20 protein-coding genes are annotated in these 24,865 nt (G+C 43.1%); 5 read left to right on the plus strand and 15 right to left on the minus strand.

All coding sequences use genetic code 11. The annotated features are described in order from the left end of the window. From ACX17N_RS14005 to ACX17N_RS14050, 10 genes are all read right to left on the minus strand, one after another. A partial coding sequence (locus ACX17N_RS14005) for an Ig-like domain-containing protein (RefSeq protein ID WP_458893186.1) occupies nucleotides 1–2,811 on the minus strand: 2,811 nt, incomplete at its 3' end. Nucleotides 2,812–2,873: 62 nt separating this feature from the next. Continuing rightward, nucleotides 2,874–3,821 carry an OmpA family protein gene (locus ACX17N_RS14010; protein WP_458893187.1) on the minus strand — a complete coding sequence of 316 codons (948 nt, stop codon included), beginning with the start codon at nucleotides 3,819–3,821 and terminating at the stop codon, nucleotides 2,874–2,876. 396 nt (nucleotides 3,822–4,217) lie between these two features. After that, nucleotides 4,218–5,459, minus strand: a complete 1,242-nt coding sequence (locus tag ACX17N_RS14015; protein ID WP_458893188.1) for an HlyD family type I secretion periplasmic adaptor subunit — start codon at nucleotides 5,457–5,459, stop codon at nucleotides 4,218–4,220. 38 nt (nucleotides 5,460–5,497) lie between these two features. Then, a complete protein-coding gene (locus ACX17N_RS14020) occupies nucleotides 5,498–7,786 on the minus strand; it encodes a type I secretion system permease/ATPase (protein WP_458893189.1) in 2,289 nt (762 codons plus the stop codon). Nucleotides 7,787–7,875: 89 nt separating this feature from the next. Continuing rightward, on the minus strand, nucleotides 7,876–9,132 hold the full coding sequence (locus ACX17N_RS14025) for a TolC family protein (RefSeq protein WP_458893190.1): 1,257 nt from the start codon (nucleotides 9,130–9,132) through the stop codon (nucleotides 7,876–7,878). 639 nt (nucleotides 9,133–9,771) lie between these two features. Continuing rightward, on the minus strand, nucleotides 9,772–10,008 hold the full coding sequence (gene acpP, locus ACX17N_RS14030; protein ID WP_016166057.1) for an acyl carrier protein: 237 nt from the start codon (nucleotides 10,006–10,008) through the stop codon (nucleotides 9,772–9,774). Nucleotides 10,009–10,093: 85 nt separating this feature from the next. Further along, on the minus strand, nucleotides 10,094–10,828 hold the full coding sequence (gene fabG, locus ACX17N_RS14035; RefSeq protein ID WP_458893191.1) for a 3-oxoacyl-ACP reductase FabG: 735 nt from the start codon (nucleotides 10,826–10,828) through the stop codon (nucleotides 10,094–10,096). After that, nucleotides 10,825–11,811, minus strand: a complete 987-nt coding sequence (fabD, locus tag ACX17N_RS14040) for an ACP S-malonyltransferase (RefSeq protein ID WP_458893192.1) — start codon at nucleotides 11,809–11,811, stop codon at nucleotides 10,825–10,827. Before fabD ends, fabG begins: the two co-directional genes overlap by 4 nt. Nucleotides 11,812–11,970: 159 nt before the next feature. After that, nucleotides 11,971–12,153: a 50S ribosomal protein L32 gene (rpmF, locus tag ACX17N_RS14045; protein ID WP_004279227.1), complete on the minus strand. Its 183-nt coding sequence runs from the start codon at nucleotides 12,151–12,153 to the stop codon at nucleotides 11,971–11,973. Nucleotides 12,154–12,227: 74 nt separating this feature from the next. Next, entirely contained in the window at nucleotides 12,228–12,785 is a 558-nt protein-coding gene (locus ACX17N_RS14050; RefSeq protein WP_458893193.1) for a YceD family protein, read from the minus strand. 97 nt (nucleotides 12,786–12,882) lie between these two features. Between ACX17N_RS14050 and ACX17N_RS14055 the strand changes: the two genes are divergently transcribed. From ACX17N_RS14055 to rluB, 5 genes are all read left to right on the plus strand, one after another. Further along, nucleotides 12,883–13,545, plus strand: a complete 663-nt coding sequence (locus ACX17N_RS14055; RefSeq protein WP_458893194.1) for an elongation factor P hydroxylase — start codon at nucleotides 12,883–12,885, stop codon at nucleotides 13,543–13,545. Between the two features lie 77 nt (nucleotides 13,546–13,622). Further along, the gene (locus tag ACX17N_RS14060) at nucleotides 13,623–14,240 is read left to right on the plus strand and encodes an L-threonylcarbamoyladenylate synthase (protein WP_458893195.1); all 618 of its coding nucleotides are present in this window, start codon (nucleotides 13,623–13,625) and stop codon (nucleotides 14,238–14,240) included. A gap of 345 nt (nucleotides 14,241–14,585) precedes the next feature. Continuing rightward, the gene (locus tag ACX17N_RS14065) at nucleotides 14,586–15,377 is read left to right on the plus strand and encodes a segregation and condensation protein A (RefSeq protein WP_458893196.1); all 792 of its coding nucleotides are present in this window, start codon (nucleotides 14,586–14,588) and stop codon (nucleotides 15,375–15,377) included. Then, nucleotides 15,374–15,958 carry an SMC-Scp complex subunit ScpB gene (scpB, locus tag ACX17N_RS14070; RefSeq protein ID WP_458893197.1) on the plus strand — a complete coding sequence of 195 codons (585 nt, stop codon included), beginning with the start codon at nucleotides 15,374–15,376 and terminating at the stop codon, nucleotides 15,956–15,958. The genes ACX17N_RS14065 and scpB overlap by 4 nt, the downstream gene beginning before the upstream one ends. Nucleotides 15,959–15,999: 41 nt before the next feature. Then, nucleotides 16,000–17,103: a 23S rRNA pseudouridine(2605) synthase RluB gene (rluB, locus tag ACX17N_RS14075; RefSeq protein WP_458893198.1), complete on the plus strand. Its 1,104-nt coding sequence runs from the start codon at nucleotides 16,000–16,002 to the stop codon at nucleotides 17,101–17,103. A 58-nt stretch (nucleotides 17,104–17,161) separates the two neighbouring features. On the opposite strand, the gene ACX17N_RS14080 is transcribed toward rluB, so the two are convergent. The 5 genes from ACX17N_RS14080 to ACX17N_RS14100 are packed head-to-tail and all read right to left on the minus strand — an operon-like array spanning nucleotide 17,162 to nucleotide 24,837. After that, entirely contained in the window at nucleotides 17,162–18,895 is a 1,734-nt protein-coding gene (locus ACX17N_RS14080; protein WP_458893199.1) for an ABC transporter ATP-binding protein, read from the minus strand. A gap of 13 nt (nucleotides 18,896–18,908) precedes the next feature. Continuing rightward, nucleotides 18,909–20,051 (minus strand): ABC transporter permease, encoded by a 1,143-nt coding sequence (locus ACX17N_RS14085; protein WP_458893200.1) that lies wholly within the window; start codon nucleotides 20,049–20,051, stop codon nucleotides 18,909–18,911. 7 nt (nucleotides 20,052–20,058) lie between these two features. Beyond that, entirely contained in the window at nucleotides 20,059–20,997 is a 939-nt protein-coding gene (locus ACX17N_RS14090) for an ABC transporter permease (protein WP_458893201.1), read from the minus strand. A gap of 12 nt (nucleotides 20,998–21,009) precedes the next feature. Further along, on the minus strand, nucleotides 21,010–23,025 hold the full coding sequence (locus ACX17N_RS14095; RefSeq protein WP_458893202.1) for a M3 family metallopeptidase: 2,016 nt from the start codon (nucleotides 23,023–23,025) through the stop codon (nucleotides 21,010–21,012). A 24-nt stretch (nucleotides 23,026–23,049) separates the two neighbouring features. Next, on the minus strand, nucleotides 23,050–24,837 hold the full coding sequence (locus tag ACX17N_RS14100; protein ID WP_458893307.1) for an ABC transporter substrate-binding protein: 1,788 nt from the start codon (nucleotides 24,835–24,837) through the stop codon (nucleotides 23,050–23,052). Between the last annotated feature and the right edge of the window lie 28 nt (nucleotides 24,838–24,865).

Consider the following 24,865-nt stretch of genomic DNA (forward strand, 5'->3'; position numbering starts at 1 on the left):
GCTGGTGCTCAGATCTGGATTGGTGATGGTCAGGGTGATGGTATCTCCCTCTTCTGTCCCAGTCGGCAGGCTGACATTGGTTTGAATGCCATCCGACAGTTCATCGGCATTAACGTAACCATCGGCTGCTTCGGTAATCGTCAGGATTGGTGTAGTCAAGTTAATGATTAAACTACCCGTATCTGTGCCCTCATTGCCTGCTATATCAGTCGCAGTCACAGTGATTGGATAGGTCGCTTCCGCTAGACTTGGCAAAGTATTATCCACCAAAGTCCATGTGCCATCACCATTATTGGTTGCAATGTAGTTATTACCATCAACAGTTACAACTACCGTAGCTGTTGGGTCATCGACCGTTCCTGTCAGTGCAGGTGTTTGGTCATTAGTAATTAGATCATTCAAGCTGACTACTGGTGCAATAATGTCAGCTCCAAAACCATCAGTGCCATCAAGGGCATCACCTGTGCCTAGGTTACCTGCAAGGTCAGTATATGTATTGTCTGCCACACTAATACTTGGCGCTGTCGCTGTACCATCTTGTGTAAAGGTCGCTGTCCAAGTGATATTATCGGTGGTGGTCAGTCCTGTTAAACTCCCGCCAGCCACTGTAATGTCACTGGTATTAAAGCCTGTCACCGCCTCACTAAAGCTGAATGTGATCGTTGTGCTTTCACCTGATGCGAGATTCAAGTCTGTTGCACTGATCTCAAGGGTTGGGGCAATAATGTCTGCTCCAAAACTATCGGTACCATCAAGGGCATCACCTGTGCCTAGGTTACCTGCAAGGTCAGTATATGTATTGTCTGCCACACTAATACTTGGCGCTGTCGCTGTACCATCTTGTGTAAAGGTCGCTGTCCAAGTGATATTATCGGTGGTGGTCAGTCCTGTTAAACTCCCGCCAGCCACTGTAATGTCACTGGTATTAAAGCCTGTCACCGCCTCACTAAAGCTGAATGTGATCGTTGTGCTTTCACCTGATGTGAGATTCAAGTCTGTTGCACTGATCTCAAGGGTTGGGGCAATAATGTCTGCTCCAAAACCATCGGTACCATCAAGGGCATCACCTGTGCCTAGGTTACCAGCAAGGTCTGTATACGTATTGTCTGCCACACTAATACTTGGCGCTGTCGCTATACCATCTTGTGTAAAGGTCGCTGTCCAAGTGATATTATCGGTGGTGGTCAGTCCTGTTAAACTCCCGCCAGCCACTGTAATGTCACTGGTATTAAAGCCTGTCACCGCCTCACTAAAGCTGAATGTGATCGTTGTGCTTTCACCTGATGCGAGATTCAAGTCTGTTGCACTGATCTCAAGGCTTGGGGCAATAATGTCAGCTCCAAAACCATCAGTGCCATCAAGGGCATCACCTGTGCCTAGGTTACCTGCAAGGTCAGTATACGTATTGTCTGCCACACTAATACTTGGCGCTGTCGCTGTACCATCTTGAGTAAAGGTTGCTGTCCAAGTGATATTATCGGTGGTGGTCAGTCCTGTTAAACTCCCGCCAGCCACTGTAATGTCACTGGTATTAAAGCCTGTCACCGCCTCACTAAAGCTGAATGTGATCGTTGTACTTTCACCTGATGCGAGATTCAAGTCTGTTGCACTGATCTCAAGGGTTGGGGCAATTAAATCCGAACTTTGAATATCCGTTTCATCGGTTAATGCCGTATCACTATCACTTGCTGTATTGTTATATGCATCACTACCCACCGATGTAACAAGTGAACCATCTTTCACTGCATTAGGATTAAGAGCAACAAGTCCTGTTGTAGGATTAATCGAAACATTGGCTGGAGTATTGTCCAAACTCCAAGTACCGTCCTCACCTTTAGTCGCAGTCAAAGTCACTGGATTATCAGATTCATCGGTATAAGTAATGACCTGTTTAACATTGTCCGCTCCAGGTTTAACTGCTACAGCGCCTGTCGCCAGCGCCACGACATCAGGCCTATCCGCAGCATTAGGTGTGCTGTCATCCACCCTAGCAGTATCACTATCAGTTGCAGTATTATCACTTGAGTTGCTGCCTGTAGAAGTCACAGTGCTGCCATCCTTCACAGCATCCATACCTAGGGTAACTTCACCCGTGGAAGAGTTAATTGTCACACCCGTAGGCGTTTGATCGAGACTCCATGTGCCATCAGATGCTTTATTCACAGTCAGCGTGACCGTATTATTTGATTCATCTGTATATACAATGACTTGTTTAACATTATCTGCCCCAGGTTTAATTGTGACCTGTCCACCATCTAACGCAACTACATCAGGGCTATCAGCAGTTTTAGCAGGTGTTGATCCCCCACTTCCACCACCGCCCCCTCCTCCAGCCGCGGCTAAACCAATCAAAGGAATTAAGGCCAACAACCAATAAGGATTAAATTCGTATGCAGCTGAAGTTAAAGGTTCTCCGCCTAAGGCCTGACCCGCGCTGACTTGATCTGCGAGCATACTGACCGCGTTTTCTTGTAGACCACTTTCAGGAACATAGGCATAAAAATTGCCATTTTCATGCATGCCAATAATCAGGTTGGTTGTGATTCCATCTGTGCCGTAATAGCCTTGTATGATCAAATCCGGATCGAGCGGGTTTGCATTCCCATCCTCAAAGCCAATATACAGATCATTTCCAATACGTTGAATTTTGATATTTTCTGGCGCTCGTTGAGTGGCATCATCAATCAATTCATAATTCACGCCTTTTTGTGCCTGAATGGTGATGGGCTGATCGTGAGTTTTGGTAACCTGAAATGCTGAAATAATTTTTTTTGCATCGTGCAATTTTATGCTGACAGTTTGATTTGGCATGTTATTTATCCTTTTCTTATAGTTTGATTCTTTATTCGGTGAATAAATGCAGAGAGAATGCTTTACTCAGCCTTCATTCCATAAGTTACGATTTCTACCCGTCGGTTCGGGAAATCACACTGCTCACGTGCAGATTTATCTTTGGCATAACGCTGTTCACAATCACTCACAATAAGATCCTGCTCTCCACGCCCTTCGACTAAGATATTATTTTTCATCACATTATTTTGTACAAGTAAACTTCTTACCGTTTCCGCTCGACGTTGTGATAGTTGTTGATTAGAAATTTCAGAACCCACTGGATCGGTATAGCCAATCACTGCAATATGACTAATTCCATCTTGATCACGGCTAATTTCTGATGCAATTGCTGCAACTTCTTGCCGCCCCTTCGGGGTTAAATCATTCGCACCTGATTTTGCATAACTAAATAATGTACTGGCTTCCAACGTATATTTTTTTAATACCGTTTTTACTGGAACAGGCACATAAACTGGTTTTACACATTCTTGAACCTCTTTGACTCGTGAAACAGTATGCACCTCTTCTTTCAAGTTCGGCAGAATGGCTAATGCCTGAGTTTCTTCAAGGGCTTGCAATTGAATAGACTGATGCTCGCCATTCACTAATCTAAAATACTGGGTAACGCCTTCTGATAATTGTTGCTGCGAATTTTGCTGACGAACCTGAGAATAATCTAAGTCACTTCTTGTATATGCCGCTGTAATTCTTGTCGGTTGAGTACAGAGTTGTTGTGTTTTATATCCTCCAGGTAAAAGTGATGTTAAATAATGTCCAGCCACAAATATGTTTGCGGCTGGACCTTTTAAACCCTCTTTATCCCGAATAAAAACTACTCGTGTATGTCCCTCTTTAATCACTTCAGACTGAGAAAATGGCTTTGAGCTAAAGATAGTCCAATGTTCTGAAGAAGGCTGTTTATTAGCAGAAGTGCAACCCACCCAAAATAAGGAGCACCCTAAAATTAATACAAATCTCTTAACCAACATAATATTAACCTCGATTATTTATCTTCTAATTTTCCACCCTATCTTCAGGGATATATTTTTTATTTACACATAAAACCATAAAAAAAATATGTGTTTATGTGAATTTTCAATCAAGCTTATTTATAAAGAATATTTTAAAAAATTAAAAAAACAATAGCTTTAGTCATATTTTTTTATTAATTATCATATTTACTTGTAAAAAATAAAAATATTATAAATTTTAAAAAAACCATATTAACAATATGGTTTTTACTGATTATTTTAAAAAATCTATTAAAAAATACATTCAAAATATATTTTAATTATCATAGATAAATTTATTTTAACCACATTATGGCCAATTCTTTATATCCAAAAACTATTATAAATTTAATTCATAGTTCTACAATTTATGGATTATCTTTCTTGCAATGCTTGTTTCATTCGCGTAATCGGTTTGATTAAATATTGAAATATTGTCTTCTCTCCTGTTTTAACATCAACGCTAGCAATCATACCTGGGATAATTGGCATCACTTTTCCATTTTTATCCCGTAATGCATTTTGATGAGTTTCAACCAAAATGCGGTAATAGGCTTCTTCTGGATTTAAATTCAATTCACTCGGGCGGGTTTTATCTCTTAGTGTATCTGGACTAATTAAGGTGACTTTACCTTCCAAACCACCATATAAGGCATAGTCATAGGCTGTAATTTTTACAATGGCAGACAAACCTGGATGCACAAAGGCCACATCTTGAGGGCGGATATAAGCTTCAACTAATAATTTGTCATTCAATGGCACAATTTCCATGATGTCTTGCCCCGCCTGAACAACACCACCAACAGTGTTGATTTTGATATTCTTCACAATCCCGCGTAAGGGTGCCCGAATTAAGGAACGATCCACTGGATCAGCACGCATTGCCATGTTCTCTTTAGCTTGTGCTAATTCTGACTCCACACGTACCAACTCATTATTGGCATCGGCAGCATATTGATTGCGCTTTTCAGCAATCTGTAAAGCTAAATCTGATGATTGGCGGCGCATACGAAGGAGCTCAACTTCTGACATCACCCCTTCAGCCACCATTGGCGCGGTAATTGAAATTTCCCGATCCAGCATGGATTTACTGCTTTGTAAGCCAGCAACAGCATCTTCTACTGCACGACGTCGTGCCGTATATGCTGCACGCTCACGGTGTTTGAGTGACTCACCAATTCCAGCAGGAAATTGAATACTCGTAGCATAAGACTCTGCTCTAAGGCGCGCAGCCATCGCTTCTAAATTTTCCACCTTAGCCTTGCTTTCTCTTAAAATTGCGGAGCTACGGGTATCATCTAGCCGCAATAAAATTTGATCTTTTTCAACAATATCCCCTTCTTTCACTAGCATTTCTTTGATGGTGCCAGGATCTAGACTTTGTAAAATTTGCTCTCGGCTGGTCGGAATGACACTCCCCTGACCACGAGTCACTTCTTCCACAGGACTGTAATAGGCCCAAAATACAAACACCACTAAAAGCACAAATAACAAACTGATGGTCCAGAATAAGCCCGTGTGCTGTTCGGTCTGTAATGCAGCATTCAGATCATTCAATAGCTTGAGATCTTTTGACTGAATTCGTTCTTCAGTAACTGGGTTTTGATATTTTTCCATAATCTTTACTCTGGTCGCTTGATTGTCCCAATCTGCAACTATTCCATATTTACTTTTTGTACTTGCGAATGATTCGTTGGATTCTGATAGGTTTGTGACTGATCTGACTTAACAACGATTGTCCGTCCATGTTGTGGTGCTGTTTGCCCCATAGATGAACCCTGTTCCTTGCTAGTCGATGGTTGCGCTGTAGCCGATTCTTTTTGTTTTTGATCATTTATGGCTAATTTGTTCAGCACCACATCTCGCGGACCATCCATGACCACTTGCCCTTGATCAATCACAATCACACGATTCACAATACTTAATACCTGAGTTCGATGTGTTACGACCAATAAGGTTTTATCTTTGCTCCATTGGTGTAAAGCAGCCAAAGTTTGTTTTTCCGTAAGCTGATCCAAACCATTGGTCGGTTCATCTAACAGGACGACTTTCGGATGTCTTAACGTTAATCGAGCTAGAGCAATAATTTGCTTCTGCCCTCCTGAAAGTCCTAAGCCATCTTCTCCAAGCGGCATATCTAAACCTCTGGGATGATTCTGAATAAGACTATCCAGACCAAAGCGTTTCAAGGCGATTAATAATTCTTGATCGGTTGAAAATCCATCTTGTCGTGCCAAATCTAGATTTTCCCGCAAACTCCCTAGAAACAAGCGTGGTGCCTGACCTAACATTGCCACTTGATTGCGTAAAAAATGAGGATCAAGCTGACGCAAATCTACACTATCCAAAGTGACATTCCCTTCCAACGGCTCGAACATGCCACTTGCAAGTTTCAAAGTCGTGGTCTTACCACTGCCAATTTTGCCTAAAATTCCAATCTTCTCTCCAGCTTCAATATTCAAATTGAGGCCTTTCAATACTGCGGGGATGTCTTGTTGATATTTAAAACTGACATTTTTAAACTTCAGCTCACCCTTCACCTGATCTAGACTGATATATTGCCGATCTGGATGGCGTTCAATTTTACGCTCAATAATGCTTTGTAAACCTTGCAAGCCGATTTTTGCTTGTTGAAAACGGACCGCTAAACTCGCTATCTGAGCCAAAGGTGCTAAGGCTCGGCCTGACAAAATCACAGAAGCAATTAACGCCCCCATACTGATTTTATGGTTTGGGTCTGGGCTATGAATGAGATAAGTCCCCAATATGACCAAAATGACCGTATTCAATTGCTGAACAGCAACCGAAAAATTCACCACAAAATTACTAAGATCACGTGTTTTGGTACTCGAAGCTGCATTTTTAGCGGTGTAATAGTCCCATTTTTGTTGCGCCCAACTGGTCGCATTATTGGCTTTTAGCGTCTCAATCCCTTCAATTGCCTCGACTGCCAACCCCTGACGTTGCGATGACTCTTTCATCGACTCATTGATATAACGTGCTAAAGGAGCTTGAGCCAAAATTCCGACCAACATCACAATTGGAATTAAAATTAGCGGCACCAGTGCTAACTGTCCGCCAATCATCCAGATCACGGTAATAAACAACAATAGGAAAGGTAAATCTACCAACACCAATAAACTGGCACTGGTCATAAATTCACGCACAGATTCAAATTCACGCAAATTATTGGCATAGGAACCGGATGAAACCGGACGTTCTGCTAAATCTAGGCTCATCACCCGTCTAAAAATTGCTGAACTAATAATTAAATCGGCTTTCTTGCCTGCAATGTCGGTTAAATGCCCCCGAATCATTTTTGCTAAAAATTCAAAACTGATGGCCAATATCACGCCAATACTGAGTACCCACAGGGTTTCATACGATTTGTTGGGAATTACCCGATCATATACATTCATGACATATAACGAACTGACCAATGCCAGAAAATTAATCACAAAAGTCGCTAAAATCACCTGTGAATAATATGCTCGAAAGCGCCAAATCACTTTCCAAAACCATGCTTTCGGCAAATGATATTCAGGCAACTCTGAACGTACGTCACTCGCGAGCTTTGCTTTAATAAACCAACAGTAACCAGCATAAAGCTGCGCCAATTGCAGATGCGTAAATGATTGTTTCAAACCATCCGTTTGTTGTAATTCATATACCCGCGCTGTACCGTTGCCTTCAATCCGCGTAATGACCGCGGCCTCGTCATGCTGCAACACAATCACCGCAGGTACAGCCAAATAAGGGATATCTAGAAGTGCTTTTTTTGCTAAGGTATTTTCAAATCCGTGGCTTTTTAATACCTCAATCAATGCGGAATAATTTACATTCAAATGTTGATCATGCGTTACCTGCGCCATCAATGTAGCGACTGGTAATGGATTACCGAGAAGTCGGGTCACCAAAGCAATGTGTTCTATAATGGATTTCATTTTCTTGATGTCATCCTTTTTTTAATTATTAGACCCTCTGGTCATTCAGGCATAATCCACGTCCATATGTGAATCAGATCTCGACTCTTCTATTGCCTCACCCAATTACTAATACCCGCCTGTGCACGTAAATATGCCAACGCAGCCATCCGGTAGTCATTTTGTGCCGTTACATACGCCATTTCGACGCCTGCTAATTCGTTATAGGCATTCAGCACATCTATTAAGCTTTTTCTGGCAATTTTGAACTGTTTTTCGTTATCACTAACCACTTTGCGAGATGCTTGTATTTGCTCCTGTGAAATATGCATTTTTTGTTGACTTTGAAACATGTCAATTTCAGCCGTTCGAGCACGCTCCTCAATATCCCGCTGAATTTGTTCCAATCGGGCTTGCGCAGCAACTACAGACTGACCACTTTGCTCTACCGAATATTTAGATGCACGATTCAGTAAATCCCAAGACAGATTTAAATACACCTGCCGATCCTCAGTCGTCACATTGCCTTCCAAGTTAATACTTGGATAGCGTTTTGCTTGACGATACTTCACCTCGGATCGAATACTGTCGAGCTCAGCGTGTTGCGCCATATAAGAAGGATGTTGCTTTACCTCACTCAGTTGATAACGCTGAATAAACTCACTTGGAGGCATGGCTATAAAAGGATCAACAAGGGTATCTTGATTAATAATTTCTGAGGAATATTTTTTTAAATGACTTAATGCAAAACCCAGTTCACGCTGTAAACCACTGATTGTATGCTCTACCTGCATTTGTCTCGCTTGCGCTTGGGTCAACTCTGAGCGCCGACCTGGGTCATATTGCACAATGACCCCAATGTCATGGGTAAATTTGTTGTGGCGCGCTAAACTTCGCATCTGCACCGCAAGCGCCTCGTGTGCATTCAGGGCTTTTAAATATTCAGTACCAATGTTGTAGCCCAACTCCTCAGCCGTTTCGTCAATCTTCTGCTCAAAGTATTGTGATTTTTTCACATCCCGATCGACTTGAGCGCTGATTGCCCCAAATGAATACAGATTAACGCTACCTCGAAGCCCAGGAGTGAAATCTTCACTCACATAGTCATATTGACTCTGATGATATTGATCAAGAATCTGATTAGCGGTTACAGCCAAAGTGGGATAATGCAATGACTTTGACTCTTTAACCTTACTTAATGCCGCATCTTCGTTGGCTTGTGCTTCTAACATCATTGGGTCTTGCTCCAAAGCTGTTCTTAACAATGCTTTTAATGGCACGGCATATACCGAAGAGGTACAAAATAATGTCAGTAATAGAGCTATTCCTTTGCCCCAATACACTGATTGAACTTGTTTATTTCGCATTGTCATCTTTTAGCTATAAATACTTCTTATACGTATAAAACATTGTGACTTATATCTCACAAGCCAGTTTAACAACTAAATTCAACAAGTTAATAGTCATTTAGCACAGCCGATAGACAAGCCGTATAGTTAAGTTATACTTTATAATTAAAGGGTATTTCAGGCTGAATTACTTGATTGAAAATTAATAGACAATTTTTTATACCGAAAAATGACATCAGCATGTCATAAAAATGTGGATGCGTTATCAATTTTTTATAATTTAACCATCTGACTATACATATATATAACATTGATGATTGAATTTTATTATTATCTATTTTACTTATTTTTAAAACAAAACTAATAATTATATAAAACCAAGTAATTTAGTATACATTTTTTGTTACAAATAAACCAACTGCCAGACTCAACTTTCATGAGTAGCAATAAATTCAATTTCTTATTTTAATCTCTAATTTATCCTTCTTAGGGTATCTCTTACCTTAAAATTGATGAATCAAAATTGATATCCCCATTTTTAGGGATATATGGCTTAACAGCGTATTCCTACCGCCCCCATCCCCCCCCTATAAATTGAAATCATAAAAAAGCCACCTAAAAGGTGGCTTTTTCTTCAGCGAAGCTGAAAATCAACGATTAACCAAGTTTCTTAGAAACATAGTCAATAGCAGATTGAACTGTCGTGATTTCGTTAGAATCTTCATCAGGGATAGTGATGTCGAAATCATTTTCGAAAGACATAACAAGTTCAACCAGGTCAAGAGAGTCTGCACCTAAGTCATCCATGAAAGATGCTTCGTTTTTGATCTCTTCTACTTTAAGACCAAGTTGTTCTGCAACCGCTTGTTTAACGCGTTGTTCGATATCGCTCACAGGAATTCTCCTCATTGCTTGTGGCGTTTTTAAATGCCGTTAGTTTAATTGAAACTCTAATTTTTTGAAAGTTTATACATCAGCCTTAGCTCATGTATAAACCACCATTTACGTGTAAAACCGTACCTGTAATGTAACTTGCCTTCTCAGAAGCCAAGAAACTTACAGCATTCGCGATATCTTGTGGTTCACCTAAGCGCTGAAGTGCCACTTGATCACTCATTTTTTTGCGAATTTCTTCGCTTAACTGTTCTGTCATTTCCGTTGCAATAAAGCCTGGTGCAACCGAGTTCACAGTAATTTGGCGGCTACCCATTTCTTTTGCAAGACTGCGGCTAAATGCCTCAATACCTGCTTTAGCAGCTGAATAGTTGGCCTGTCCTGGGTTTGCGAAATGCGCAACCACAGAACTGATGTTAATAATGCGTCCAAAACGGGCTTTAGTCATGCCTTTAAGAACACGCTTAGACAAACGGTATACGGCTTTTAAATGAATGTTCAGAATATCATCCCAATCATCTTCAGACATACGTAGTAACAAATTATCACGGGTAATTCCTGCATTATTTACAAGTGCAAGAACTGGACCATAATTTTGTTCGATATCTGTAACCAATGCATCAATTGCTGCCCCATCGCGAACGTCGAGGACTTTACCCGCCCCATTTTCACCAAATGATGCTGACAATTTTTCTGCGCCGGATTCAGATGTCGCAGTACCCACAACAAAATAACCGTCTTGAATTAATTGTTGAGCGATGGCTGCGCCAATCCCTCTACTCGCGCCTGTCACTAAAGCGACTTTGCGTTCTTGTGTCATGCAATTTTCCCTTCTGCCACTAAAATGGCATTCAGTGCATCCTCCATACGACCTTTGGTGTCGAGTGGGAATGCTTTATCAATATTAGGTAAACGCTTCGCAAGATTGGCAAGTACGTTACCCGGACCACACTCAACAATAAATTGAATGCCCTGATCCTGCACAAACTGCATGGTTTTGGTCCATTGTACGGATTGGTACAATTGTGCAGTTAATGCCTGACGTAATTGCGCTACATCTGTCGCGATTTCCGCGTTGACATTTTGTATTACAGGAATGCTAGGTAGCTCAATGGCAGTTTGTTCCAACGCAAGTGCAAATTGCTCTGCGGCAGGTTTCATTAATGCACAATGTGATGGTACAGACACTGGTAAAGCAATGGCTTTACCGGATTGCTCTTTCGCAATCGCCATTACCGCTTCAACCGCAGCTTTTTCACCCGCAATCACAACTTGACCTTGAGCATTGTAGTTTGCCGCTTGCACTGAGCCTTGACCTTGTGCAGTCACTTCAGCACACAACTCTACAACTTTGGCATCTTCAAGACCCAAAATTGCGGCCATTGCACCTTTGCCTTGAGGCACAGCATTTTGCATGAGCTTGCCGCGCAAATTCACCAACTTAACGGCATCCCCCAAAGTCATTGCACCCGCAGCAACCAAAGCGCTGTATTCACCCAATGAGTGACCTGCAAGGTATTTCGGTACAACCCCACCAAGTTCCAACCATACACGCCATAAAGCAATACTCGCAGTCAATAACACTGGCTGAGTAAATTCAGTTTGGTCTAAGCCTTCACCGCTTTGGGCAATATGCCATAAATCAAAACCTAGAGCTTCTGATGCTTCCGCGAAGGTGTCACGAACACCACTAAACTGTTCAGCAAGTTCAGCCAGCATGCCAGCCTTTTGCGAACCTTGACCTGGAAACACAAATGCAGTTTTTGTTGCTTGAGCTGCTTGTTCGAGTGGTCTAGCAGACATATAAGAATCCTTTATGTAGTCACTGCTCATTCATGGAGCGAAAATTTAACACTTAATTTTGTTTTTGGTAATTGCGAAATACAACAAAAATTGGAGACAAAAAAAGGGAGCTTTCGCTCCCAATTTTTTCACTAAGCCTATCGCTTAATGCTTCATCAATTATTCAGCAGATGCTTTAGCGAATAATTGACGACCACGGTAGATACCATCTTTAGATACGTGGTGACGACGGTGCGTTTCACCAGTAGCTTGGTCTACAGTTAATGCATTCTCGGTTAAAGCGTCATGTGAACGGCGCATGTCACGGCGAGAGCGACTTTTACGGTTTTGCTGAACGGCCATGATGGCTCCTTACAAATCGAAAAAATGGATCAGAACAAATTCAGTTGTCTTAACTTAACAGTATAACACAAAATTTAGTTAAGTTTACCCTTCAAACCTGCCAAAACATCAAACGGGTTATCCCGTTTTTCTTCGACAACGTCCTGAACGGCAGGTCGATGCTTATGCTCACAAGCGTCGTGCTTAGGAGACAAAGGCAGCAACAATAACAGTTCATCTTCCAAAAGTGCGAGTAAATCGGCAGTGGCAGGAGTTGCAAAATCTCCTTTCGTTGTCGCTTCACTTTCACCTAGTACGATGAAATCAGCATCCTCATCCAAGCGCTCTATCAGTGACTCATCATCAATAAGAGCTAGATGAAAATCTGAAACCAACTCAACTTCTACAGCGCCTAAACAGCGCTGGCATTCCATTGGAACTTTGGTTTCAACATGACCATCCAACCATACAATACGATGATACGCATCCATTGATAGCTTACAGTCTATGTTAATCAATTGATCATCAATTGATCCAACAGCTTCACGAGCGATACGAGCAAAGCGAGACAATGGCAGGGTACCTGACCATGTAAAGCCTTGTTCAGCCCATTTAAACGGCTCAATCTGTGCCGGAAAGGTATTTGCTGACATAATTAAGGCGGCAATTCTACAAATTCATCAGTACTCTGTCAAAGATTAAGATACAATTTTGTACTTATTTAGACAGACCTATTGGGTAAATTAAGTCATGCATCTGTTGCAGCCGCAAACAGAAGTGAATAAAAAATCACTTGTTAGCACACTTTCAGCTGTTCATTCTGACATTTCACCAGACCAAGTGCAACTTTTGGACTGGGCGAATTTACAGACAGAAAATGAACAAGTTGACTGGCTCATCTTACACTTTAATTACTGGTTTTCCCACCTTAATGTGAATTTGATTCGCGGTGAGCATGAACCTGAATATTTTCCAGCGACACATGAACAGCCAGCGCGGATTCAATTTGCCCATGGTTTTTTTAATAGCGCCCTGCACGAAATTAGTCACTGGACCATTGCGGGAGAACAACGTCGTCTCCTTCCCGATTTAGGTTACTGGTATGCACCCGATGGTCGCACGGCAGAACAACAAGCCTTGTTTGAACAAGTCGAAATCAAGCCTCAAGCCATTGAATGGATGTTTGCACAAGCCTTTGGACGAAAATTTCGCGTATCTCTCGACAACCTCACGGGCGAAGGTGGCAATGGAGCAACATTCAAAGATAATGTCTATGCACAAGTCCAGCGTTATTGTGCGGGAGAAATCGCTCTGCCACGTGATGCAAAATACTTCATTGACTGCATTTGCTCCTGCACCCGAAGTGGCAAAAGATTACAAAGTGACGAGTTTCAACGCGAAATGCTGGATTAATTACAGAAATTCATCAAAGATTCATGTCAACATACTGTAATTTCAACAGATAATATCTAAAAAATCAGGAGAAAAATATGTTGCACTTAAGAATACATCCTGATAATCCACAACCGCGCTTAATCAGTCAGGCAGTGGAACGTATTCGGGCGGGTGATGTGGTGGTCTACCCGACCGATGCTGCTTATGCGATTGGTTGTAAGATTGGGAATAAAAGTGCCATGGAGCGTATTTCACAAATTCGTGGTTTAGGTCCCAAACATCAATATGCGATTATCTGTTCCGATTTATCCGACATTGCCACTTATGCCAAAGTCGACAATGCCATGTATCGTTTACTGAAAAACAATACCCCTGCGGTCACCACCTTTATCTTACCTGCGACCAGCGAAGTGCCGCGTCGTTTGATGCACCCGAAAAAGAAAACCATCGGTTTACGCATCCCCAGCAATCCGATTTGCCAAATGCTGCTAAAAGAGTTGGGCGAACCTCTACTGACCAGCACCCTGATCTTACCCGGGATAGCGGATCCACTCGATGACCCTTATGAGATTGAAATGCAGCTTGAAAAACGTATTGATGTATTTATCGATGGCGGCTTGGGCACTTTAAGTACCACCAGTATTGTGGATCTGTCTGGAGATCACCCTGTGGTAATCCGGCATGGTGTGGGTGATGTCAGTGCTTTTGAATAATAAAAGCTATAAACATCTAAGGGCCCCCCTTTGACCTATATAACGTTGTAATGTAAATAATTACAACGTTATAGAACCCTCTGTTTGGTCAATTCTTTCAATTCTGGTATCTATTGGATGAACTCAATTCGAGTCCTCTTTATCATCACTCAAAAAAATACTGCATATTTATTTACTGCTTTTTTTGTGATTTAGTCGGTGAAGTAATTTATTCATCCTGCAATTTGCTTTACACTAAGCCCTATTAAAATTATGTATTTTTTAATCACCTCTACTTTCTCTCCTAAGTGCTGATTCAAAAACGCATAATCATGCCTTTGAAAATTCGCGTGGCCAATAACTGTAATGAATCAATCCGTCCATAATGCAATGGAAGATACGCCTCACATCCGTGTTCTGGATGAATGGCAAGACTCCATCCCTGAGGATTTATATATTCCTCCCGCTGCATTTGAAATTCTTTTAGAGCATTTCGAAGGACCACTCGACTTTTTAATTTATCTGATTCAAAAAAATGGGTTTGACTTATTACAGTTAGACATTGCTCCAATTGCGGCTCAGTATCTGTCCTACATGGATGCGATGAAGTCATTAAACATTGAACTCACCGCAGACTATATGGTGATGGCTGCCTTACTGGCTGATTTAAAATCGCGTTTGTTACTGCCAAAGCCAACGGCAATTGCAGTAGAAAAAGATCCTAAGCAGGAATTGATTGACCGCTTAGAAACTTATTTACGGGTTAAGCAAGCGGCTGAACGTTTGGGTCAAATGAGCATTTTAGAGCGGGATACCTTCGAAACTAATGTCAGCCTAGGCGATGTTGCGGTGCGTCATGAAGGGTTTTCAGTCAATCTGCTGCATGATGCTCTATTTTGTGTGTTTAATCGCCCAGAGCCTATCATGCATAAAATTGAGCAAGAACCGGTCTTGCTCGAAGAACGGATTGCCTTTATTGAAGAAAAGCTGCAAACCGGTAATGTGCTCGAATTTATTGAATTACTGAAACCAAGTCAGGGTCGTATGGGGGTGGTCGTCACCTTTATGGCGGTACTGGAATTGACCCGCCAACAGCGCGTCAAAATTATTGGTTCAGGGATTGAGGCCCCATTGAGTGTACAAGGAGCACAATCATGAGTGAATCGACTCCGCTTTCGACTTCTGAAACGCATCATGAAATGTTGATGCAACTGGAAGCGATTATTTTTGCCAGTGATGCACCTGTTTCCTTGGCACGTCTGAAAGAAGCATTTCAAGATCAATATTCCAAATCTGAACTGCGCCAATTGATCCAACAATTAATGGTATTACAACATGGTCGCTCGATTGAACTGGTTGAAACTGCTCAAGGTTTCCGCTTTCAAGTCCGCGCCAAATACCGACATATTATTAGTCAAACCTGGCCTGAGCGTCCAACACGCTTATCGCCTGCTCTGCTCGAAATTCTAGCGGTGGTGGCTTACCATCAACCCTTGACTCGTGCGGACATTGAACAAATTCGTGGAGTCTCGAATAATAGTCAAATATTGAGAACCCTATTTGACTGGAGCTGGATTAAAGAATCTGGTTTTCGGGAACTCCCTGGAAGACCCGCGTTGTTAGTCACAACGCCTCAATTTTTAAATGCTTTTGGTCTAACCTCTGTTGGCCAATTGCCTCCCCTACAGGATGCCAAGGAAGCTTTTATGACCCTCGATGCGCAAGCACCGAAATCATAAATAGGCGAACTGTTGATGATAATTTCTAAGGTTATGCTGTCATGAGTGAAAAATTGCAAAAGGTACTCGCACGAGTTGGACTCGGCTCTCGCCGTTATATGGAAGAAGTCATTGCTGCTGGTCGTGTGAGTGTCAACGGTCGTGTTGCGCAAGTAGGCGAGCGTATTGAGCCAGGCGATGAGCTTCGCATCGATGGTCGTAAAGTGCAGTTCCAAATTGAAGACGAAATTCGTCGTCGCGTTCTGATTTACTACAAACCAGAAGGTGAAATTTGTTCACGTAACGATCCTGAACAACGTCCAACCGTGTTTGATAATTTACCTTCGATTGCCAATGATCGTTGGGTGATGGTAGGTCGTCTGGATATTAACTCTACAGGCTTGTTATTGTTCACAAATGACGGTGAGTTAGCCAATCGTTTAATGCATCCATCGAATGAAATTGAACGTGAATATGCTGTGCGTGTAATGGGTGAAGTAACCCCTCAAATCCGTAATAACATGCTGCGTGGTGTGGTATTGGATGATGGTCCTGCAAAATTCGAATCTTTCTCTGAAATTGGTGGTGACGGGATTAACCGCTGGTATCAAGTGGTTGTGAAAGAAGGCCGTAACCGCGAAGTGCGTCGTATTTTTGAATCTCAAGGTTTGAAAGTTAGCCGCTTATTGCGTACTCGCTATGGCACAGTGATTTTGCCACGTGAATTACGTACAGGTCGCTGGATGGAACTCGACAAAAATGACATCGACAACTTAACCAAGTCGGTTGAGTTAAAACCACGTCAGGGTACTGGTTTGTTCGGTATGGCGAAACGTCGTACTGAACGCATGCAAGACAAACCATTGGCTGCACGCCGTGGTGGTTTCTTACGTCAGCAACGTCGTGACAATGATGATGAAGCTCAACCAAAGCCGACCTTCAACCGCGAACGCCGTGAAAACCCGAATGGCCATACACACCGTCGTCAGGACAATGCACCAGCAAGCTACGGTCAGCGTGAGCAACGTCAAAACTCTGGTTACGCACAACGTGACAACCGTTCCGACAACTTTGGCAACAAAGCGGCTTATGGTCAACGTGACTCGCGTGATGAACAAGCACCGCGTAAGCCATTTGGCGCAAACAAAAGCTTTAAGAAGTTTTAATTAACTTCTCAGCGCACATAAAAAACCGCCCTCGGGCGGTTTTTTTATGTCATTTAAATCAGGTAACCGACGCAATACCTTTCGGAATCGCACCTAACAATCGCTTGGTATAGTCATGCTGCGGGGATTGATACAGATCATCTGAATTGGCAATTTCCACTATGTCACCATGATTCATCACCATGACCTGATCGGAAATATATTTCACTACCGACAAATCATGCGAAATAAAAATATAGCTCAATCCAAATTCGTCTTGTAAATCTTGTAACAGATTGAGCACCTGAGCTTGGACTGAAACATCCAGTGCCGAAACAGATTCGTCACAGATTAAGATTTCAGGCTTGAGGGTTAAGCAACGTGCAATCGCAATCCGCTGTCGCTGACCACCTGAAAATTCATGCGGATAACGATGAAATGCTGATGCAGGTAAACTGACCCGTTCCAGTAAATCCAAGGCTATTTTTTTTCGCTCTAGCTCATTTTCGCCAATGCCATGAATCTGCATCGGTTCCATGAGAATCTGTCCCACTGTAAAGCGCGGGTTTAAGGAGGCATAAGGATTCTGAAAAATAATCTGAATTTTACGCTGGAACTGCGCAAACTGCTTGTCGGTCATGGCCAAGATATCTTGCCCATCAATCCGTGCTGATCCACCTGTGGCTTGTTGCAAACGCATCAGCAAAAGCCCAATGGTGGTTTTACCTGAACCTGACTCTCCGACTAGCCCCAAAGTTTTACCTTTTGCCAACTGAAAAGACACCCCTTTAACCGCCTGATATTCTTCACGCCCAAACAGCCCTTTACGACTATAAAATGATTTTTTTAGATCACGAACATCGAGAATAATCTCTTCATTGCCTTTTAGCCCGCGTTGACGCTGAGGGCGTATTTGAAGAGGTGCTGCGGTATTTTCAATCCATGTACTGCCTTCTTGATGCATAAAGTCGCTGATCATCGGCAGGCGATACGGCCGCTGTGACAATTGCGGACGACATTGCAATAAGGCACGGGTATAAATATCCTGCGGCTGTTCCAATACCTGTTGCACTGCACCTTGCTCTCGAATTTCACCATGACGCATCACAATCACGTGATCGGCAATTTCACTGACCAGCGCCAGATCATGGGTAATAAACAGCATCGACATCTTGCGGCGCTGCTGTAAATCCTGCAATAAATCTAGAATTTGCTTTTGAATGGTGACATCCAAGGCTGTGGTCGGTTCATCCGCAATCAGCAACTTGGGCTCACAGGCAATCGCCATGGCAATCATCACCCGTTGTTGTTGACCACCCGAGAGCTGGCTAGGATAAGCATCCATCTTAGTTTCAGGCGAAGGAATACCGACTTCTTTGAGTAGCGCTAAGGCACGAGCTTTGGCCTGTTTCCGTCCCATCGCCAAATGTAGTCTGAGTACTTCCGCAATCTGATCTCCCACGGTAAACACAGGATTTAAAGAAGACATCGGTTCCTGAAAAATCATGGCGATGTCTTTGCCACACATTCTGCGCATTTCAGCACGAGACAAAGCCAGTAAGTTTCTGCCTTCAAACAGGATCTTACTGTCTGCCGAAATTTGACTTTGTTCTGGCGGCAGCAGCCCCATGGTGGCTAAAGAAGTCACCGATTTCCCGCTCCCTGACTCCCCCACCAAAGCAACAGTGGTATTTTCAGGAATTGAAAATGAAATGCCTTTGACCGTTTCAATATATTGCTTATTTTCGCCTTTAAAACTGACTTTTAGATTTTCAACTTTTAATAATATTGAAGGTTGATGCAGTTCAGTCATGTTCATACACCTCTTATTTTAGTTTTGGGTCTAAAGCATCACGCAAGGCATCGGTGAACATCGAAAATGCCGTGACCAAGACTGCCATTGCCACAGAAGCAGCAATCAACTGCCACCATTTGCCTAAAATCAATTCACTTTGCGCTTCATTGAGCATACTGCCCCAAGACACCACCCCGACAGGGACGCCAAAGCCCAAGAAACTCAGAATGACTTCGGACTTAATAAATGCCACCACCAAAATCGAGACTTGCACCAAGGCAATATGACTCACGTTGGGAAAAATATGCACAAACATACGGCGAAAATGACTCACGCCAATGGCTTTGGCCGCCAGTACATATTCACGGGATGTATGTTTCATATATTCAGCACGGATTAAACGGTAAACCCCAGTCCAACCTGTAAGTCCGAGAATCAGCACAATCGACAGAATACCTTTTTGCTGCAACACCGCGGCAATGGCTAAAATCAGCAGTAAATAGGGAATCGAGGTAAAAATATTATAAAACCAGTTCAAGACATCATCGACCCAACCACCAAAATACCCTGAAATCGCCCCAAGTACCGTACCAATCAAGACTGCCAATAATGCTGCCACCACTCCAACAATAATGGATGTTTCCGCCCCTTTAATGGTTTTTTGCAACACATCTTGCCCCCATTTATCCGCGCCCAAAGGCAGAGTTTGCTTGAGTTCGGCCTGTTGGTCGAGTAAATGCCCATCCAATTGTTGATCTATCGCCTGCATATCCGCCGCCAGAGGATCAACCACGCCATAGTAGTCAATCGCAGCGGTTGCTCCCTGCTCTTGAGCAATTTCGGCATTGAGTTCACGTATCACATCTTTTAAGGGGTCGACTGGATTTTCAGGCAGAGCTTGTGCTTGTGCCGCTTCTTTTTCAGTGGGTGTACTGACAGGGTCTGCGCCAATAAAGGTTGGTGGCGCATAACTCACCGCGACTTCTTTATTCCAGTTGGAGGCAATCACCCCTGTCATCGATAACAGCAGCATCACGAAATAACACAGCACCACAAACAATGAGATCATGGCAATACGATCCGCTTTAAGGCGACGCAAGGCTAAATGCCAGAGTCCAGTAGATGGGGTTTCAGATGAATCGAGTGCTTTTCTTTTAAATAATACACTGAGCATAATTCACCTACTTCAACTGTACACGTGGGTCGACCAGCTTATAAACCAAATCGGCGATCAGGTTAAAAATCATGGTGGCTGCAGCCACATACACGGTAATGGCTTTAATCACAGGAAAATCACTGCGTTCCACTGCAATAATGACTTCACGACCAATCCCTGGAATACCAAAGAAGCGTTCAATTAAAAAAGCGCCAATCAAGAGTGCAGGTAGACTGGCCATGACATCGGTAATAATCGGGATGGAAGCATTTCTTAAAACATGCACGCCCAAAATGCGACGTTCACCGACCCCTTTGGCACGTGCGGTTCGGACATAATCCTGATTCACTTCATCTAGGACGAAGCTGCGGTAAAGTCTTAACGTTGGCGCAATACTGACCACCAACATGATCAGAATCGGCAACAAGGCATATTTAAATAGATTTTCGCTCAGGCTATCGCTCCAGCCTTGCACTGGAAACCAGCTTAACTGGTAGGCAAAAACATACTGAAACACAATGATGTAGACCAAAATACTGATCGACATGCCAATGGTACACAGCATCATGACCATACGGTCGGTTAAGGTGCCGCGTACCGCAGCGACCGCTAAAGCCAAAATAATCGAGATCACGGTTTGTAAAAGGGTAAGCGGAATGAGTAAGGTCAGTGATGGCCCTAAACGGGTGCTGATAATTTGCGAAACTGACTCTCCTGTACTCCAGCTCAAACCATAATCAAAAGTCAGTATCTGTTTAATGAAAATCCACAATTGCACATAGTAAGGTTGATCCACCCCCAACTGTTGGCGAATATTTTCAATCTGTTCAGGATTGGACATTTTACCCGCCAAAATATAGGCAGGATCTCCACCCACCCAGTTAAACAGAAAGAAAATCAGCAGCACGACACCCAGCATGGTGGGAATCATCTGCCAGATACGACGGATAATATATGCCAGCATTTAGATTGCTCCCTATTTAACCCGTTGACCGGTAATTTCATCAAAAAAGGCTTTGCTGTCCGGCTTGCGTCCTAGGAAATCTTTGACCAAGTCTTCAGCAGGTTTTTGACTGCCTTGCGATAAAATGGTTTGGCGATAACGTTGCCCCACTGCAGGATTATTTAAATTATTTCCAAAGGCAGACAACATGTCTAAGGCCATCACTTCAGACCACATATAACCGTAGTAGCCCACTTGATAGCCACCCATGATGTGACCAAACTGTCCAGGAAATTCAGTGCTTGGGACATATCCCAAAGCTGTCGCCCCTTCCATTTTCTTCCAGACATCCATTGGCTGCACCTTTAAGGCATCAGGCCCATGCAATGCCATATCGTATTGCGCATATAAAGTTTGGCGCGCGTAATGCAAACCCCGCCCATAACGATGCACAGCGTTGAGTTTGGCAATTAAGGCATCATCCACCCGTGGGCAAGCAGGTTGGCAATAATCGGCCACCTTCGATAAGGTTTCTTTGCGTCGTGCCCATTCCTCATACATTTGTGACGGTGCTTCGACAAAATCACGCTCAACAGAGGTACCGGATTGCCCTGAATAACGGGTATTCGACAAAATGCCATGTAAAGCATGTCCAAACTCATGCACAAAGGTTTCCAATTCATCACTGTTTAAACCATTGCGATTAAAGTTGGTGACCAAAGCGGCTATTGGTTTACGTCCTGTTAAGCTGCTACCACCATAAACACCCCAGACTGCAGCATGTCCATATTTGCCTTCACGTGGAAATTTATCGACATATAAGCCACCCAAAAGCTGCCCTGTTTGATTGTCGATGACATCGTAATATTCAACTTCGTTGTGCCAAACCTCAACTTTGACAGGCTTGAATTGAATGCCATACAACTGCGCTGAAATGGCAAACAGCCAATCTTGTGCGGCTTGAGTGGGAAAGTATTCGCGCATTTTTTCTTGATCAACTTGATACTTGGCTTTGCGCAGCTTTTCACTCCAATAGGCCTCACTCCAGCGCTCAATTTTGGCTTGTTCGATAGGAATATTTAAAGTTTTGGCTTGAAACTCGCGTAAGGCCTGTACTTCTTTTTGTTCCAAAGGCGCAACCGTGGCATGTACATCACTTAAAAACTTATTCACGTTTTCAGGGGTTTCTGCCATGCGTTTATGCAGTGCCCATTCGGCATAACTGGATTTACCAAACAATTGCGCCAGTTCATAACGTAAATCCATGGCTTGTTTCAGCAAGAGTAAATTGCGCTCTCCGCCGCGGCGGGTATAGGCAATTTGATAGCGTTTACGCGCAGCATCGTTGTCCGCCAATTCCATGAAGGGACGGTATTCTGGATATTCAAAGCCCAGTAAATAATTGCCTTGCTTACTTTTCTTTAAAGTATTGAGATAGCTTGCCGGCAATCCTGCCAACTCAGCAGGGGTAAACTCCAGTTTTTCCGGATTATCACGGACATTGCGTGCATATTCCTGCTCAATCTTCGCCAGTTCTGCCAAAATTACTTTTAAACGTGCCTGCTTTTCAGCACTTAACTGAATCCCTGTTTTTTCAAATTCATTGAGTAAATCTTCACGAAACTTCGCATCAATCGCATCTGTAGCTTTGCTGTTCTTAATTGGTTGATAGAGCTTGGCATTTTGATAAATATCGGTTTGGAACTGACTAATCTTGATTTCGCAATCTTCGGCTGCTTTACGCAGTGCTGCATCTGGCGATACGTTACTGTATAAACCTATGGGGCCATAAAAATCTTCAAATGAGGCAAAGATCCGATCCCACTCCGCCAATACGGGGGCAGCATCACGCTGCGCCTGAATGGGTTTGACTTCAAAGTGCTTAAGCTGTTTTTGAATGTCCTGAATTTTAGCCTCACATAATGCTGGAATATCTTGGGCTTGATACTGCGGTAAGATCTGGCGTGCGGGAGAATCTGCAAAAGCAAACTGCTGGGTAGCTAAAGTCAAAATGCCGAGTGCGGTCAATTTAAAGGTCGGGTTGTTCATCATTACTCCAGTTTTATTTAATTTCTATTTCTTCATATCAATATCGATGTACATCCATTCCGCAGGCAAAATCGGATGCTTTTTAAAACCAATCACACGCGGCTGAGCCAAGACGTTGCGATAACGTGCCCCAATAATTTGTACGGGCATATAGACTTCTAGTAAGCGTGACATTTTCCGATATACAGCATCCCGCTCAGGGCTCGGTGGCATTTTTTGTGTTTGCTCATACAAACGGTCATATTCAGGAATTTTGACGCAGGCATTGTTGGTCACGTTAATGTTTTTGCCATAGAACAACTGCATAAAATTGTCAGCATCTGGATAATCGGCAATCCAAGCCGAGCTTTTAAACATGGTCTTGCACTGCTTTTCTAACTTGAGTGCTTCAGCAAATGGCAAGGACTGGGTACTCATTTTAATTTTGATGCTATCCAGCGTTTTCTTCCAAAATTCTGCCTGTTGCTGACTGCGTGCACTATTCCCCGAGATCGTCATATTGATGACCAAAGGTTTACCATTCGGCAAAGTGCGCCAACCATCTGCAGCGACTTTATAGTGATAACGGTCTAACAATAAATTGGCCGCTTTGACTGAGTAAGGAATACTGCTTTTATAGTTTGGATCATAGCCCACCACACCGTTTGGAATCGGGGCTTGTAAGCGTTCGGCATCGCCTTTTTGTAAAATACTGATGTAATTATCCGCCGAAAAGGCCATCGCCATGGCACGTCTTAAAGCAATTTTGTCTTTACTAAAGCCACCCACCACTGGGTTTTGCATGTTCCAATAATGGTAATCAATAGAAGGATCGGTAATCCGCGACAGTTGTACGCCTTTTTTCGCCAGTTCAGGTTTGAGTTTGCCATTTTGCAAAGCCTGAACCGTTAATTCGCCATCCAAGGCAAACAGATCAATTTCATCTTTAATAAAAGACAACCAGCGCGACTGCCCTTCTTCCATGACCTGAATATCAATCACCCCAATCTGCGGCATTTTTTTGCCTTGCATGGCTTTCACAATGCGCTGATCTTCTGGCGTGGATGCCTTAAAGTTCCAGACAAAACTGCGAAAATCAGGATTGGCTTTTAAAATAATCCGTGAACCTGGCGTCCAGCGCGTCAGCAGATACGGTCCAGTTCCGACAGGATGCCCCATCACAAATCCAGCTTTATCGCGATATTTTTCGATGACTTCACGTGCGACCGCCCCCGCAGGCTGATGGGCCAGCAACATCGGAAAGTTTTGATCTGGACTGGTGAGGCGAATGACCAAGGTATATCGGTCTGGTGTTTGCAGCCCTACCACGGGTAGATCGTAATTAAATTTACCTGTTTTGGCCGCCTGCTTTAACACAGCATCCATGCCTAGAATACGCCCGTCGAGTAACCAGCTATTGGGCGAGCGTAAATTTGGGTCGAGTAAGCGTTTAAAGGTATAAACATAATCTGCCGAGGTCAGTTCCCGCTTTTTGCCCTTAAACACGGGATCGGCAGCAAAGTAAATGCCTTTTTGCAGGTGAATGGTATAGGTTAAACCATCCGCACTGACTTCTGGTAAGGCGGTTGCGGTACGCGGTACCAACTTAGCCGGTGAAGCCAAATAATCATAAGTAAATAAAGTTTCGAAGATTGAGCCATTCACATGCGCTGAATACAGATCATGCACTCCCGCTGGATCAAACCCCGTTTCCGCCACAGGAAACACATAGCGCAAGATTTTATGAGGGTCGGCAGGAGTTTGTGCCAGCACGTTCACCGACATGCTCAATAACAGGCTGCCTGCCAATAGCCCTTTGCCCCAATGTGGCATTTTTTTATTGCAAACGTTCATTCTTATT

The sequence above is a fragment of the Acinetobacter sp. GXMZU3951 genome, assembly GCF_054457875.1.